We start from the raw sequence: 14,427 nt of genomic DNA on the forward strand, positions 1-14,427 counted from the left end.
CTGGCCGGTCCCGCCGCCGGGGAAGACGGCGGGACCGGCCGGCGGATGTCCGCTCGACGCCCGCGAGACGGGGCAGACCGGATCACGTGTCGGCGAGCGCCTCGACGACGGGCCGGGACAACGCCCGGCGGGCCGGGAGCACCGACGCGAGCAGGGCGGCCAGCACGGCCACGCCGAGGATCAACCCGAGCTGGCCCAGCGGCAGCACCACGTGGAAGTCCCCACCGAGACGGTCCAGCAGCGCCATCGCGGAGGCGCTGACGCCGGTGCCGAGACCGACGCCGAGCACCGCGCCGACAAGTGCCATCAGGACCGCCTCCGCCGCCAGCATGGCCCGCATCCGGGCCCGGGTCAGCCCGACCGCCCGCAGCACGGCGTTCTCCCGGGTGCGTTCGACAACCGACAGGCTCAGCGTGTTGGCCACGCCGACCAGCGCGATCACCACGGCCAGGCCGAGCAGCGCGGTGACGAAGGCCAACAGCATGTCCACAGTGCCGGTGAGCATCTTCTTGTACGCGCCCTGGTCCATCAGGTTCACCGTCGGATAGCGGGCCAGGACGGTCTCGATCGCGTCGCGGGCCTCGTCGGCGCTCACGCCGGCGGCGGGGTCGATCTCGGCCAGGAAGCCCCGCTCGCGGGGGAAGAGCACGGCGAAGTCCGCGTCGTCCAGGTCGATGACGTGCCCCTTGGGCGCCGCGCCGGCGACCATGTCCGGCGCGTCGTCGGCGACCACCGCCGCCACCCGGAACGACCGGCCCGCGATGGTGACCGGGGAACCGACCTGCCAGCCGCGCGCCTGCGCCAGCTCCCGGTGCACCAGGACCTGCCCCGGCCCGAGTAGCCCGACGTCGCCGGCCAGCACGGCGGTCAGCGTCCGGCCGACCAGCGCCGGGTGGGCGGCGCGGACCTCGATGTCGCCGGTGACGGTGCTGCGCTGCTCGTGCACCACGCCCAACTCGGGGCGCGCGGCCAGCTCACCGGCGAGCGCGGCGGGCAGGTTCTGGCCGATGCCGCTCACCACGAAGTCCGTCCCGATCTCGGCGTCGACGCTGCGTTCGATGCCGTCCTTGGTGCTGCGCGCACCGACCACGAACGCCGACACGAGTCCGATTCCGATCACCAGGGCGGTCGCCGTGGCGGCGATCCGGCGCGGATTGCGCACGGCGTTGGCCACCGCGAGACCCACCGTCATCCCGAACAGCCGCCGAGCCGGCCAGCCGATCGCCCGGACCAGCGCCGGGACGAGCACCGGCCCGAACAGGACGATCCCGAAGAACGCCAACACGCCGCCGACGGCCACGAGCAGCACCTGACCGGCGCTTGCGGCGCCAGCGAGGGCCGCGACGCCGGCACCGAGCACCACCGCGCCGACGATCAGGCGCAGCCGACCGGCGCCCCGACCGGGCTGCACCGCGGCGTCGGTGAGCGCGGCCACCGGGGCGACACTGGTCCCCCGCCAGGCGGGCAGCAGGGCGGACGCCACGGTGAGCGCGGTGCCGAGCAGCAGGCTGGTCAGCACTGTCGAGCCGGCGACGGTCAGCCCACCGGAGAACGGCACGTCCAGCCGGGTCATCAGCAGCCGCATACCGGCCGCGAGAGCGATCCCGAGCAGCACCCCGAGCACGGACGCCACGAAGCCGACCAGCGCCGACTCCAGCAGGGCGGCCCGGAAGACCTGCCCCCGCGTCGCGCCCACCAGGCGCAGCAGGGCGGTGCGCCGGGTGCGTTGCGCCAGCACGATCGCGAAGGTGTTGGCGATCACGAAGCCGGCCACCACCACCGCGACCCCGACGAAGATGAGCAGCAGCATCATGAACTGGTTCAGGTCCCGGACCGCGTCGTCGACGGCCTCGTCGAGGATCTGCTGCCGGCCCTTCACGCTGGCGTCGGCGCCCCCGACGACCGCGCGCAGCCGGTCGGTCAGCACCGTCTCGGACGTTCCCGGTCGCGCCGCCACCATGATCCGGTCATAGCCGCGCGCGCCGCTGACCGCGAGCGCGTCCGGGCCGACCAGGCCGATGAACGGCCCGCCGACGTCGCGGACGCTGCCCGCCACGTCGACGGTACCGACCAGGGTGTACGGACGGGCCGCGCCGCCGGTGCCGCCGACCTGGACCGGGGCGCCGAGGGTGAAGCCCTCCTCGGCCGCGGTGGCCGCGTCGAGCACCACCTCGCCCGCGCGGTCGGGTAGGCGGCCGGACACCACGTCGTACGAGCGCAGAGCGGCCTCGGTGGGGATGCCGGCGAGCACGGCGTAGCCGAGCACCGGCCGGCCGTCGGTGCCGAGAAGCCCCGCGGTGCCGATCAGCTCCCCGGCCGCGGCGGCCACGCCGTCGACGGCGCGGACCCGGTCGGCCAGGCTCGCCGGCAGCGCCCTGTCGCCGCTCGGGTAGACGCCGAGGTCGGTGTGCCGGTCGAAGGTCCCGGCCCGCTCGTACGCGCCGGCGCGCATCCCGTCGACGAAGATCAGCGTGCCGGCGATGAACGCGACGCCGAGCACGACTGCCAGCGCGGAGAGCAGCATGCGCAGCGCCTCGGCGCGCAGCGAGCGCAGGGTCGATCGGATCATGTGCGGGCTCCCGGTGCAGGCGCGGATCGGACGCCTTCGACGCTATGGCCGGGCCGACCCGATCGATCTCCACCTGGACGCTCGAGGTGCGTACGACCGAGGTAGCGCTCGGCCCGCCGGCCGTACGACCCGGGTCGTACGACGGGTCACCGGCCGGGCGTGACCAGACCGCTCTCGTACGCCAGCACGACCGCCTGGACCCGGTCGCGCAGGTGCAGCTTCGCCAGGATGCGCCCGACGTGGGTCTTCACCGTGGCCTCGGCCACGTGCACCTTGGCGGCGATCTCGGCGTTGGACAGGCCCTGCGCGACCAGCAGCAGCACCTCCCGCTCCCGCTCGGTGAGCTGGGCCAGCCGGGGGTCGGCGGTCGGACCGGCGCCGAGCTGACCGGCGAAGCGGTCCAGCAGCCGCCGCGTGATCGACGGGGCGACCACCGAGTCGCCTCGCGCCACCACCCGGATGGCGTCCAGCAGTTCCTCCGGCGGGACGTTCTTGAGCAGGAAGCCGCTGGCACCGGCCTGGAGCGCGGCGAACGCGTCCGCCTCGGTGTCGAAGGTGGTCAGCACGAGCACCCGGGGAGGGCCCGACGGCCGGTCGGCGCAGAGCCGGCGGGTCGCCTCCACCCCGTCCATGGTGGGCATCCGGATGTCCATCACCACCACGTCGGCCTCGGTGCGGGACAGCACCCGCAGGGCATCCGCGCCGTCGATGGCCTCCCCGACCACCTCCAGGTCGGGTTGGGAGCTGAGCACCATCCGGAATCCGGCGCGCACCAGCGCCTGGTCGTCCACGATCACCACCCGGACCGTCATGCCGCGATCACCTCCGCTGAGGGTTCCGACGGTAGCGGTAGCCGGACCTGGACCTGCCAACCCCCGGTCGGCTGGGCGCCGGCGGTGAGGCTGCCGTCGTACACCGCCACCCGCTCGCGCATGCCGAGCAGGCCGTGACCGCCCGACGGCGCCGGGCTGACCACCGGGCGGCCCCGGCCGTCGTCGACGACCCGGACCACGACGGCGTCGGCGGTGTACGCCAGGGTGACGTCGACGGCGGCCCCGACACCTGCGTGTTTGAGCGCGTTGGTCAGCGCCTCCTGCACCACGCGGTAGACGGTCAGTTCCAGGCCCGGAGGCAGGGCCGGCGGCTGACCGCTGGCGGTGTCGTGGATGCGCAGCCCGGCGTCGCGGAAGCGGGCCAGCAGGTCGGGCAGCTCGGCCAGGGCCAGCCGGCGGTGCTCCGGGTCGGCGGCCACCACCGACCCGCCGACGCCGGACGGGCCCGCGTCGCGCAGCACCCCGACCAGCCGGCGCATCTCCTCCAGGGCCGAACGGCCGGTGTCGGCGACCACCTTCACTGCCGTGCGGGCCTGCTCGGGGTCGCGGTCGAGCATGAACCGGGCCCCGTCCGCCTGGACGATCATCACCGCCATGCTGTGCGCCACCACGTCGTGCAACTCGCGGGCGATGCGGGTGCGCTCCTCGGCGACCGCCACCCGGGACTCGGCCTCCCGCTCGCGTTCCAGGGTGGCGGCCCGTTCCTCGAGGCTGAGCACGTACAGGCGGCGGGTCCGTACGTTCAGCGCGACGAGCCAGACCGCGCCGGTGACCAGCGCGTACCACAGCGCGGTCACCCACCAGTCGATGACGCCGGGGGTCTGCGCGGCGGCGAGCAGCACGCCAACGGCGGCGACCGCGCCGGCCAGCACGCCGTCGCGCAGGCGTTCGCCGTACTTCACGACGCTGTAGAGCGCGATGAGAACGGCGACGTCGAAGGCGAGCGGACCCCACTGGGCGATCACCTGGACCAGGGCGAGCGCCGCCACGACGACCGTCACCGCGCCCGGGTGGGTGCGGCGGAACAGCAGCGCCACCGCCATGCCCACGCCGACGCCGGTGGCGGCCCAACCGCCGGGCTGGGCCACCGCCGAGGCGAGGCCGACGAACGCCACAACGGCCGAGACGGCCACGTCGAAGGCGACGCCGCGCAGGGGGCGGCCGAACAGCGTGCGTCTCACGGTCACCCAGCGTACGTGTCGTGGCCGGTGGCGGGCGGCCGGTGGCTGGTCAGCGCGGGGTCAGCTCGCGCAGGCGGGTGATCTCGATGGCCTGCTCGGTGGCGAGGGAGGTGGCCAGCTCGTTGAGGGTCGCATCGACGCCTACCGACAGCAGGTCGGTGGCCATGGTGACGGCGCCCTGGTGGTGGTCGGTCATCATCGCGATGAAGAGGCGGTCGAACTCGACGCCCCGGGCGGCGGTCAGCCGGTTCATCGCCTCGGGTGACTGCATTCCCCGCATTCCGGCGTGGTCGTGGCCGGGCGCCGTCTCGGGCAGCCCGCGGGTGGCGAGCCAGCCGCGCAGGACCTTGATCTCCGGGCCCTGGCCGGCGCGGATGCGGTCGGCGTAGGCGCGGATCCGGGGGTCGGCCGCCCGCTCCTGGGCCAGCGTGCTCATCTCCAGCGCCTGCTGGTGGTGCGGGATCATCATCTGGACGTAGATGGTGTCCAGGCCGTTGTAGCGGGGTGGGCTGTCGTCGCGCAGCTCGTGCGCGGACCGGGCGACCGCCGGCTCACCCGGACGGCCGGGCACGAGCACGGGCGGGGGTGGCGAACCGGTCGGGCTGGCCGTCGGAGACGGTGACGCCGGACCGCGTTCGGCTGCCGGCCGGCCGGGGGCGCCGCCGGCACGGACCGCCAGCACCCCCAGCACCACAACGATGGCCGCCGCTATGACGACGGCCAGTAACCGGCCACGTCGGACAGTCATGTCGCACCCCCCTCAGGTCGAGGTCGCAGCGATCCTATCCATTGACGAGTCGGCGTAGATGTGACCCAGCTCACATCGATGATCTCCGTGGCTCGGTAAGGTACCGACAACGTCATCCCCCCTTTCGAAGGGCGCCGCCGATGATCAAGTTGGCCACCGCACGGCTCCGACAACTCCGCATCGTCAGCCTGGCCGCAACAGGCCTGCTGCTGACCAGCGTCGCCGTGGCGACGCCGAGCAGCGCGCAGGAGGCAGCGCCGGCCGCGGCACCACCGGCCGCCGCCGCCAGCGACATCCCGGGTGTCGACGAGATCCGCAGCAGCCCCAACCTGCGGCAGATCGCCAACCTGCCGAAGCAGGCGCCGTTCGACACGACGGCCGCGCTCAACAGCGACATGGCGTTCCAGGGCAAGTACGCCTTCGCCGGCAACTACAACGGGTTCGTCGTCTACGACATCTCCCGGCCCAGCGCGCCCAAGATCACCGCGCAGGTCAACTGCCCGGGCTCGCAGAACGACATCTCCGTCTACGGCAACCTGCTCTTCGTCTCCACCGACTCGTCACGCAGCGACGACTCGTGCGCGAGCGTGGCGCAGCCGGCGTCGGTGAAGGAGTCGTGGGAGGGCATCAAGGTCTTCGACATCAGCGACAAGGCCAACCCGCGCTACATCAAGTCCGTCGAGACCGCCTGCGGCTCGCACACCCACACGCTGGTGCCGGGCAAGGACCGCAAGAACGTCTACCTGTACGTCTCGTCGTACAGCCCGCGGGCCGAGTTCCCCGACTGCCAGCCGCCGCACGACTCCATCTCCATCATCAAGGTGCCGGTGAAGAAGCCGACCCAGGCGGCAGTCATCTCGACGCCGAACCTCTTCCCGGACGGCGGTTTCCCGGGCAGCGAGACCGGCTCGGCGACCACCGGCTGCCACGACATCACCGCGTACCCGTCGAAGGACATCGCCGCCGGCGCCTGCATGGGTGACGGCGTCCTGCTCGACATCAAGAACCGCGAAGCGCCCCGGGTGATCACCCAGGTCCGCGACACGGTCAACTTCGCCTTCTGGCACTCGGCCACCTTCAACAACGCCGGCACCAAGGTCGTCTTCACCGACGAGCTGGGCGGCGGCGGGGCGGCCACCTGCAACGAGACCGTCGGCCCCAACCGCGGTGCGGACGCCGTCTACGACATCACCGGCCGCGGTGACGCCCGGAAGCTGGAGTTCCGCAGCTACTACAAGATCCCCCGGACGAACGCCGAGACCGAGAACTGCGTGGCGCACAACGGCTCGCTGATCCCGGTGCTCGGGCGGGACATCATGGTGCAGGCGTGGTACCAGGGCGGCATCTCCGTCTGGGACTTCACCGACTCGCGCCACCCCAAGGAGATCGCGTACTGGGAGCGGGGCCCGCTGTCCGACACCCAGGCCATCACGGGCGGCGCCTGGTCGACGTACTACTACAACGGCAACATCTACTCCAACGACATCCAGAAGGGCCTGGACGTCCTGGAGCTGAACGACTGGCGGACCTGGACGGCCAACCTGACCCGGTTCCCGGAGCTGAACGTGCAGACCCAGCCCGGTTACCTGAGCTGGTAGCACGCACCGCGTGACCCGGGCCCGGCCTCCTTCTCGAAGGGGCCGGGCCCGGCCATGTCACGACGTGGATCAGGCCCGGTCCGGCGGGCCGGCGCCTCGGTCGAGGGCAGCCCGGTGGGGCCCGTCACCTGGGCGGGGGTGGCCGGGCCGCTCCGGCGGGTGATGTGCCAACGTGCTCAGCTGTGAAGTCTGCCGCCGGCACGCCGCCGGCCCCGCCCGAGCCGACCGTGCGCTGGCGTCCCCACCCGCTCGACGTGGTGGCGGTCGTCCTCGCGGTGGCCGGTGCGGCCTGCGCGCTGAGCGGGCTGCTGCCCCGCGCCGAGACGACGGCGACCCTGCACCGCATCCTGCCGCTGCTGCTCTTCCTCGGCACCGTGATCGTGCTGGCCGAGCTGACCGCCGTGGCGGGGGTCTTCGACGTGCTGGCCAGCCGGCTGGCCATCGCCTCGCGGGGCCGCTGGGCGGCGCTGTTCCTGCTCTGCGGCGGCCTCGCCACGGTGACCACGCTCGTGCTCAACCTCGACACCACAGCCGTGCTGCTCACGCCGGTGCTGCTCGCGCTGGCCCGCGGCCTGCGCGTTCCGGCCGGGCCGCTCGCGGTCACCACGGTCTGGCTGGCGAACACCGCGAGCCTGCTGCTGCCGGTGTCCAACCTGACGAACCTGCTGGCCGCCGACCGGGTCGGCCTCACGCCACTGGCGTACGCCGAGCGGATGGCGCTGCCGCAGCTCGCCGCCGTGGCGGTCACGATGGTGCTGCTCTGGTACGGCTGGTGGCGGCGTGAACGGCCGGCCGGCGGCCGTTTCGTACCGCCGGCTCGGCACGTGCCGCCCGATGCGGTGCTGCACCGCACCGCGCTCGCCGGTTGCCTGCTCTTCGTCGCCGGCATCCTCGCCGGGGTGGAGATCGGGCTCGCCTCCAGCGTCGCGCTCGCGCTGGTGCTGGTGGGCTTCGTGATCCGCTCCCCGGCGACACTGCGCCCCGCGTTGGTGCCCGTACGCCTGCTGCTCTTCGTCGTCGGCCTGTTCCTGGTGGTGCAGACCCTCGGCCGGCACGGGCTGGACGACCTGGTGGCCGGCCTGGTCGGGGCCGACGGCGAGGCGGCCGGCGCGCTGCGTGCCGGCGGCACCGGGGCGCTCCTGGCCAACGCGGTGAACAACCTGCCGGCCTACCTGGCCGGCGAGTCGGTGCTGCCGACGGCCGACCACACCCGCCTGCTGGCCCTGCTGATCGGCACGAACGTCGGCCCGCTGGCCGCGCCGTGGGCGTCGCTGGCCACCCTGCTGTGGTTCGAACGGTGCCGGGCTGCCGGTGTGACGGTGCCGGTGAAGCGGTTCGTGCTGACCAGCACCCTGCTCGCCGTCGTCGGCACGCTCGCGGCGGTCGGCGCGCTGCTGCTGGTCAGCTGAGGGCCGTCACCCGGCGGCCCGCTCCACCACGAACATGAAGCAGCCGTAGACCACGTTGCGGCTGTGCAGCTGGTGCACCTGCGGGTCGGCGAACAGCTCCGCGATCACCGCCTCCGGGTCCGTGCCGTCGTGCAGCCTGCCGCCGCAGATCCGTCCCTGCCGGTCGTACGCCCGCAGGACCTGGGGACGTCCCCGCCAGGCCGGCGGGTGGCCGCCGCGGTGGTCCGGGCCGGGGCAGGCGGAGGCGTGCGCGAAGACCGGCCCGATCTCCCGGTACGCGACGGCGGCGATCGGCGGGGCGTAGCCGAAGAGCAGCAGCGCCTCCCCGGCCTCGGCGTCGCGCAGGCAACAGCGCAGCGGCTCCCCGCCGTCGGCCGGGCGCCCTTCGACGCGATGGCCCGCGGCGTCGCGGCCGGTCCGACGGACGAGGTCCAGCGCCGCGGCCGGCACGGCGTGGACGCGGAAGGTGGCGGTGATCGTCATGCGTCCAGCCTGCGCCGGCCAGGGTGCGGGTGCTGGCGGTGATCGGACCTGGCGCTGGGACCAGCCGCCGACGCGCTCGGCGCGACGGCGAAAGCGACAGTCAGGCGCGGTCGACGGCGAGCTGAAGCTCGGTGACGCCCTGCTCCGGGGAGTCCTGACAATATTCCAGGTACACCTCACGGGCGAATCCGACGGTGCGGTAGCCGTTCTCCTCGATCCACCGGGCGAGCACCTGGATGCTCTGCTCGACGTCGTCCATGGCGCCGTGGTGGACGATCGTCGCGGCCGTGCCCACCGCGGGCAGATCCCGTACCGCCAGGTCGGACCGTGCCATCACGCCGGCGCCGACGGTCACCCCGGCGTGCACGACGACAGCGTCGCCGTCGTCATCGCCGGCGGGTTCGTACCAGGCGATGGCCGGGCCAGTCGGCGTGATCCCGGCCTCGGCCAGCCGGCGGAACAGCTCCGGGTACAGCGGTTGGATCACCGGACCGATGTCCTGGGTCTCGTAGCTGGGCGCGACAGCGGTCAGCTCCGCGACGCGCACCGGCGGGATCTGCGTGAGTACGACGTCCTGGGCGGTCATCCGACCCTCCGATTCGATCATGCGGAGCCTCGCCTCGACGGCCGTGAGCCGCGCGGTGTCGGCGGCCAGTTGCGCCGTCAGCTGGCTGCGGCGCAACCGCAGCATGCCGCGCAGCTCGGCGGTGTCGACGGCGTCGTCCAGGATCGCCCGCACCTGTTCCAGGGTGAGACCCAGGTCCTTGAGGGCGAGCACCCGGTTGAGCCGGCGCAGCTGGTCCGCCCGGTAGGAGCGGTAGCCGGTGTGCGCGTCGACGCTGGCCGGGCGGAGCAGGCCGATGCTGTCGTAGTGGCGCAGCATCCGCACCGACACGCGGCCGAGGCGGGCGAAGTCTCCGATGCTGAACATGGTCCCCTCACGCTCGTCCCTGACACGGTGTCAGAGTCAAGCGTCGGGTGGGTGCTCAGCCGACGGGTGAGCGGCGGGGCGGGCGGGGCCCGACCAGCCGACGGACCATCGGCGCGGCGTTCCACCTCGCCGCCCCGACCAGGTCGCGGGCGTGTTCCAGGACTGTGTAGTCGGGCCGGTTCATCCCGTCGGCGATGGCCCGGTCCAGGTCGTTGCCACAGCGGCTGAGCACCGTGTCGAAGTCACGGCGGACCGGTTCCAGCAGGTCGTAGCCGAACGTCCGGTGCATCCGGGCGAACAGCGGCTTGTAGAGCCGGACCCGCTCGTGCAGCCCCGAGGAGTACGACATGGGGTTCTTCGGCCGCCGCAGGACGTACTCGGGCAGCACGTCGGCGAACGCCCGACGCACGATCCACTTCTCCTGGCCGTCGCGCACCTTCAGATCCATCGGCAGACGCATCGCCAACTCCACCACGCTGAGGTCGAGGAACGGCACCCGCGCCTCCACCCCGTGTCCCATGGCGGTCCGGTCGACCCGCTGCAACTCGGTACGGCACAGGTTGCGGATGCGGTGCAGGAACAGCCGACGCGACGCGATCGGGTCGACCTGGCGGTACATGGGGTACCCGCCGAACAGCTCGTCGGAGCCGTCGCCGGTGAGTACCACCTTCACGCCGAGGTCCCGCAGCCGCCGGAAGATCGGCACCGAGACGACGGCGTTGATGATGTCGCCGTACTCGGTCAGCTCGGAGATCCGGATGGCCTCGCGGACGTCGGCCAGCCGGATGTCGCGCGGGCGCAGCTCGACGACCACGTGCGGCACGTCGAGGTCGGCGGCGAGCCGCCGGGCGTACGCCACGTCGGGGCTGTCCGGCACGCCGACAGTCACCGCCACGCAGTCCGGGTGGATGTCGCGTACCTGCCGCAGCGTCAACGAGCTGTCCAGCCCGCCGGAGAGCACCACCCCGACGGTCAGGTCGGTCTCCACCCGCATCCGGATGGCGTCGGTCAGGGCGGCCCGGACGAGCAGGGTGGCCTCGTCCGGGTCGTCGATGACCGGCAGACCCTCGCCGATGGTGAGCAGGTCGACGTACGGGCGCAGCCGCACGGGCCCGTCCGGCGCCGCCCAGCCGTGGTGTCCGGGCGGCACCTCGGCGACCGGGGCGTGGTGCCCGACGAGCGCCTTCACCTCGGAGGCGAGGTGCAGGCAGCCGGGGCGCCGGGACCAGTACAGCGGTTTCACCCCGAGCGGGTCGCGGGCCAGGTACGCCCGGCCGCTGGCGCGTTCGACGACCGCGAAGGCGTACTCGCCGCGCAGCCGGGTCACCGCCGCCTCGCCCCACTGCTGGAACGCGGCCAGCAGCACCTCGGTGTCGCTGTCGGTGCGGAACACCTGCCCGAGCCGGGTGAGCTGCGCGCGCAGCTCCCGGTGGTTGAAGATCTCGCCGTTGAAGCAGAGCAGCCAACGTTCGTCGGTCGACGTCCAGGGCTGTACGGCCCGGTCGCGGTCGACGACGCGCAGCCGGCGGGTGCCGGCGAGCAGTCCGCGCTCCGAGCGGGTCTCGGTGACCTCGCCGCGTGGGGCGAGGACGGCGAGCATCCGCCGGAAGGTCGCGGGGTCGGCCTCGGGGCCGAGGCTCAACGCGATGCCGCACATGGGCTCAGACCCCCATCTCGGCCTCGTACGCCCGGCGCAGACGACGCCGGGCGGAGGGCGCGAGGCACAGGTGCCAGGCCTGCCCCTCGTCGATGACGTTCAGCTCGCCGGCGTCCTGGCGGGCCAACAGCAGCTCCGCGAGGGTGTCGCGGGCGCCGAACCGCTCGAACCAGGCCAGCTCGACGTCGGCCGAGTAGCCGAGGCAGTGCCCGCTGGGCAGCATGGCGGCGTAGCCCAGGCGGCGCAGCCGGTACTGGTGCTCGGTGCTGCGCACGAGGCTGGTCACCCACAGCGGCGGGGTGGCCGGTGGCGCGGCGGCGGCGAACTCCCGGCCGAGTTCGTTGAGCAGGGCCACCACCTCCCGGCGGGCACGCCGGAACAGCAGTCCGGCGGTGTGCGGGCTCGCGTGGGGCCGCAGTCGCCGGCGCAGTCCGCGCGCGGCGCGGCCCAGGACGGTGGCGGGTTGCTCCTGGTACCGGAAGCGCAGCAGGTCCCGGCGGCGCAGCCATTCCAGGTCGACGAGGTCGGCGCTGCCGTTGACCTGGTCGTCGGTGACGAAGATCGGGGCGTCCTGCCACCACAGCACGTCGATGCGCGAGAGCAGGTAGATCCGCACCAGCGCGGTGAGGTCCCGCGCCGAGGTGCGTTCGTTCGGCTGGTAGCGGGCCATCTCCAGCAGCAACGTCTCGCGCGCGCCGAGCAGACCCTGCGGGGTGGCGTCGAGCACGGCCGCCAGGGCCGGCTCGCGCAGTCGCTCGTCGATGAGCACCTGACGGGCGCGGGTGCTGGTGGCGTCGGCCAGGGCGCCCACCTCGACCAGCAGGTCGGCCACGGCAGCACGGTAGGCGGCGAGGTCGGGCGCGGCGGTGGGCAGCCGGTGGGCGGCGGCGCCGGGTGGGCGGCGGCGGGCGGGGGCGGTGGGCGACGCGGGCGGTCCGGGCTGCTGCCCCGGACTACGGCTGGGCACTCGCATGACGGGGTCCCTTCTCCGGTCACGGCGCGGGATGAATCGCCCTGAAACACACCGTAATCGTCCGGACCAGGCAGCTACCGAACAATCCTCCGATCTACCCCCGAACGGACGCGACCACCACCGGCAGTCGGGCGGGGACCCTCAGTCGCCGTCCGCCGGAACCAGGTCCTGCACCTCGGCGTACGACGGCAGTCCCGCCGCGCTGCCCCCTTCAGCGCGGATGGCGTCGGCAGCGGCGACCGCAGCCCCCAGCGCGGCCCGGAACAGCAGGGAGCCGGTGCTGACCCGGGCCACCCCGGCCCGACCAAGCTCGGTCAGCCCAGGGCCGCCCGGCTGGTACAGCGCGTTCACCGGCGCGTCGAGCCGCTCGGTGAGCAGGCGCAGCGTCGCCACGTCGACGGCGCCGGGCACGAAGATGCCGTCCGCGCCGGCCGCCCGGTAGGCGTGGGCGCGGCGCAGGGCCTGCGGCAGCGGGTCGGGCACGTTCAGCCACCACGTGTCGGTGCGCGCGTTCACGAACAGGTCCGGCACCGCCGCCTTGACCGCCGCGATCTTCTCCGCGACGCACTCGGGGTCGGCGAGGGTGCCGTCACAGCGCCCGTCCTCCAGGTTGATCCCGACCACACCGAGGCCGGCCAACTCCGCCACGTACCCGGCGACCTGGGCCGGGTCGTCGCTGAACCCGGCCTCCACGTCGACGGTGAGCAGCACCGGCAACCGGGCCAGCCGGCGGGCCAGGGCCAGGGTCTCGGAGGCGGTGGCCGCCGCGCCGTCGGGAAGGCCCGCGGTCGCGGCGACCCCGAGGCTCGTGGTGCCGACCGCCCGATGGCCACGCGCGGCGAGCGCCGCCGCCGAGGCGTGGTCCCAGGCGTTGGGCAACAACAGGGGACGACCGGTGTGGTGCAGGGCATGGAACGCGGCACGGCGCTCGATCATCGGACGCTCACCTCGACTGTGGTCGGGACGCGCAGGGTCGGGTGCGGCTCGTGGCGCAGCGGAGTCGCGGTGCACCGGCAGCGTTTACGCAGCACGTCGAGCACCCCGCCGGCCAGCGCGAAGGCATGCCGGTCACCGGGGCAGCCGCGCTCCCCCGCGCCGAAGGTGAGCAGACCAGCGCCCGGTCGGCCGGGGCGGAACGCCTCCGGCTCGCCGAACGCCCGCGGGTCACGGTTGGCCGCGTCGAAGCGCAGCAGCACCGCGCTGCCGGCGGGCAGGTCCCGTCCGCCCAGTCGTACCGCGTCGACGGTGACCCGTCGGGTGGCCCGGACCGGCGGGTCCAGGCGCAGCACCTCGGCCAGCAGGTCGGCGGTCGCCGCCGTGGTCGCGACGGCCGGGTTCAGCAGGTGGTGGGCGGCGGCGCCGATCAGGCCGGCGGTCGCGTCGCACGCCTGGACCAGCAGACCGATCAGGTTGGCCCGCACCTCCGGCGGGGCCGGCGGGCAGAGCGCCAGCAGCGCCGCCACCGCCCGGTCGGCCCGCGCGGCCAGCGCCGGGTCGACCCCCGGGTGGTACGCCGCGGCGACGACCGCGACCGCCGTCCCGGCGGCTGCCGGATTGACGAGACCGAGTTGACCGGCCAGGACCCGCAGTGGCACCGGCCGGGCCAGGTCACGCATCACGTCCAGGTGGCCGTCGGCCCGGTCGAGCACTGCGACGGTCAGCCGGGCCGCCTCGTTTTGCAACTCGTCCGGGTCCAGCCCGGCCAGCGCGGTCACCCCGATCGCGCGGCGCTCGGCGTGCCGCCGGGGCGGGCTGAACCTGCTCACCGAGGCACGCAGCCAGGCGAGCGTGCCGGGCGGACCGCTGTCGACGGCGGGCACCCGCAACGCCGGGTCGGTCAGCGCCGCCCGGACGTCGGCGTGCCGGGTCACACACCACCCGCCGCCCGGCTCGAAGGTGGGCGGGCCGCACGCCGGCGTTCCCGCGGCGGGCGCGATGTCCGGCCAGATGTCGATCACCGCTCGACCGTAGGACCCGAACCGTTCGCTCCTCACCGAACAGTTCCGCGCCGCACACCACAAGATCGTGCTCGATCGGCGGGCGGC

General features: G+C 73.8%; 12 protein-coding genes. 2 read left to right on the top strand and 10 right to left on the bottom strand.

Going from position 1 to position 14,427, the window contains the following annotated elements; genetic code table 11:
* Positions 1-82: 82 nt before the first annotated feature.
* From AB0B97_RS24910 to AB0B97_RS24925, 4 genes are all read right to left on the bottom strand, one after another.
* Positions 83-2,569, bottom strand: coding sequence for an ABC transporter permease (locus AB0B97_RS24910; protein WP_357496847.1), 2,487 nt, complete (start codon positions 2,567-2,569; stop codon positions 83-85).
* A 146-nt stretch (positions 2,570-2,715) separates the two neighbouring features.
* On the bottom strand, positions 2,716-3,381 hold the full coding sequence (locus AB0B97_RS24915; protein WP_357496849.1) for a response regulator transcription factor: 666 nt from the start codon (positions 3,379-3,381) through the stop codon (positions 2,716-2,718).
* Entirely contained in the window at positions 3,378-4,589 is a 1,212-nt protein-coding gene (locus tag AB0B97_RS24920; RefSeq protein ID WP_357496851.1) for a histidine kinase, read from the bottom strand. The genes AB0B97_RS24915 and AB0B97_RS24920 overlap by 4 nt, the downstream gene beginning before the upstream one ends.
* Positions 4,590-4,632: 43 nt before the next feature.
* Positions 4,633-5,331 carry a DUF305 domain-containing protein gene (locus AB0B97_RS24925; protein ID WP_357496853.1) on the bottom strand — a complete coding sequence of 233 codons (699 nt, stop codon included), beginning with the start codon at positions 5,329-5,331 and terminating at the stop codon, positions 4,633-4,635.
* Between the two features lie 140 nt (positions 5,332-5,471).
* Here AB0B97_RS24925 and AB0B97_RS24930 point away from each other — a divergent pair, with 140 nt between their 5' ends.
* Positions 5,472-6,929: a hypothetical protein gene (locus AB0B97_RS24930; protein ID WP_234582829.1), complete on the top strand. Its 1,458-nt coding sequence runs from the start codon at positions 5,472-5,474 to the stop codon at positions 6,927-6,929.
* Between the two features lie 182 nt (positions 6,930-7,111).
* The gene (locus tag AB0B97_RS24935) at positions 7,112-8,338 is read left to right on the top strand and encodes an SLC13 family permease (RefSeq protein ID WP_357496855.1); all 1,227 of its coding nucleotides are present in this window, start codon (positions 7,112-7,114) and stop codon (positions 8,336-8,338) included.
* A 6-nt stretch (positions 8,339-8,344) separates the two neighbouring features.
* Here AB0B97_RS24935 and AB0B97_RS24940 read toward each other — a convergent pair whose 3' ends face one another.
* The 6 genes from AB0B97_RS24940 to AB0B97_RS24965 all read right to left on the bottom strand — a co-directional run bounded on the left by AB0B97_RS24940 (position 8,345) and on the right by AB0B97_RS24965 (position 14,340).
* Positions 8,345-8,821: a DUF1203 domain-containing protein gene (locus tag AB0B97_RS24940; protein ID WP_357496857.1), complete on the bottom strand. Its 477-nt coding sequence runs from the start codon at positions 8,819-8,821 to the stop codon at positions 8,345-8,347.
* A 100-nt stretch (positions 8,822-8,921) separates the two neighbouring features.
* On the bottom strand, positions 8,922-9,752 hold the full coding sequence (locus AB0B97_RS24945) for a MerR family transcriptional regulator (protein WP_357496859.1): 831 nt from the start codon (positions 9,750-9,752) through the stop codon (positions 8,922-8,924).
* 55 nt (positions 9,753-9,807) lie between these two features.
* Complete coding sequence (locus AB0B97_RS24950) at positions 9,808-11,409, bottom strand: asparagine synthase-related protein (RefSeq protein WP_357496861.1); 1,602 nt, start codon at positions 11,407-11,409, stop codon at positions 9,808-9,810.
* Between the two features lie 4 nt (positions 11,410-11,413).
* Positions 11,414-12,382, bottom strand: coding sequence for a hypothetical protein (locus tag AB0B97_RS24955; RefSeq protein ID WP_357496863.1), 969 nt, complete (start codon positions 12,380-12,382; stop codon positions 11,414-11,416).
* Positions 12,383-12,523: 141 nt separating this feature from the next.
* Positions 12,524-13,318 carry an isocitrate lyase/phosphoenolpyruvate mutase family protein gene (locus AB0B97_RS24960; RefSeq protein WP_357496865.1) on the bottom strand — a complete coding sequence of 265 codons (795 nt, stop codon included), beginning with the start codon at positions 13,316-13,318 and terminating at the stop codon, positions 12,524-12,526.
* Positions 13,315-14,340: a cytochrome P450 gene (locus tag AB0B97_RS24965; RefSeq protein WP_357496867.1), complete on the bottom strand. Its 1,026-nt coding sequence runs from the start codon at positions 14,338-14,340 to the stop codon at positions 13,315-13,317. The genes AB0B97_RS24960 and AB0B97_RS24965 overlap by 4 nt, the downstream gene beginning before the upstream one ends.
* Positions 14,341-14,427: the final 87 nt, after the last annotated feature.

The sequence above is a fragment of the Micromonospora sp. NPDC049004 genome (assembly GCF_040649315.1).
GTDB lineage: Bacteria > Actinomycetota > Actinomycetes > Mycobacteriales > Micromonosporaceae > Micromonospora.

What these genes read in the sequence shown, in the direction of transcription:
- AB0B97_RS24910 (WP_357496847.1), bottom strand. Translation starts at nt 2,569, where the DNA reads ATGATCCGATCGACCCTGCGCTCGCTGCGCGCCGAGGCGCTGCGCATG.
- AB0B97_RS24915 (WP_357496849.1), bottom strand. Translation starts at nt 3,381, where the DNA reads ATGACGGTCCGGGTGGTGATCGTGGACGACCAGGCGCTGGTGCGCGCC.
- AB0B97_RS24925 (WP_357496853.1), bottom strand. Translation starts at nt 5,331, where the DNA reads ATGACTGTCCGACGTGGCCGGTTACTGGCCGTCGTCATAGCGGCGGCC.
- AB0B97_RS24930 (WP_234582829.1), top strand. Translation starts at nt 5,472, where the DNA reads ATGATCAAGTTGGCCACCGCACGGCTCCGACAACTCCGCATCGTCAGC.
- AB0B97_RS24940 (WP_357496857.1), bottom strand. Translation starts at nt 8,821, where the DNA reads ATGACGATCACCGCCACCTTCCGCGTCCACGCCGTGCCGGCCGCGGCG.
- AB0B97_RS24945 (WP_357496859.1), bottom strand. Translation starts at nt 9,752, where the DNA reads ATGTTCAGCATCGGAGACTTCGCCCGCCTCGGCCGCGTGTCGGTGCGG.
- AB0B97_RS24950 (WP_357496861.1), bottom strand. Translation starts at nt 11,409, where the DNA reads ATGTGCGGCATCGCGTTGAGCCTCGGCCCCGAGGCCGACCCCGCGACC.
- AB0B97_RS24955 (WP_357496863.1), bottom strand. Translation starts at nt 12,382, where the DNA reads ATGCGAGTGCCCAGCCGTAGTCCGGGGCAGCAGCCCGGACCGCCCGCG.
- AB0B97_RS24960 (WP_357496865.1), bottom strand. Translation starts at nt 13,318, where the DNA reads ATGATCGAGCGCCGTGCCGCGTTCCATGCCCTGCACCACACCGGTCGT.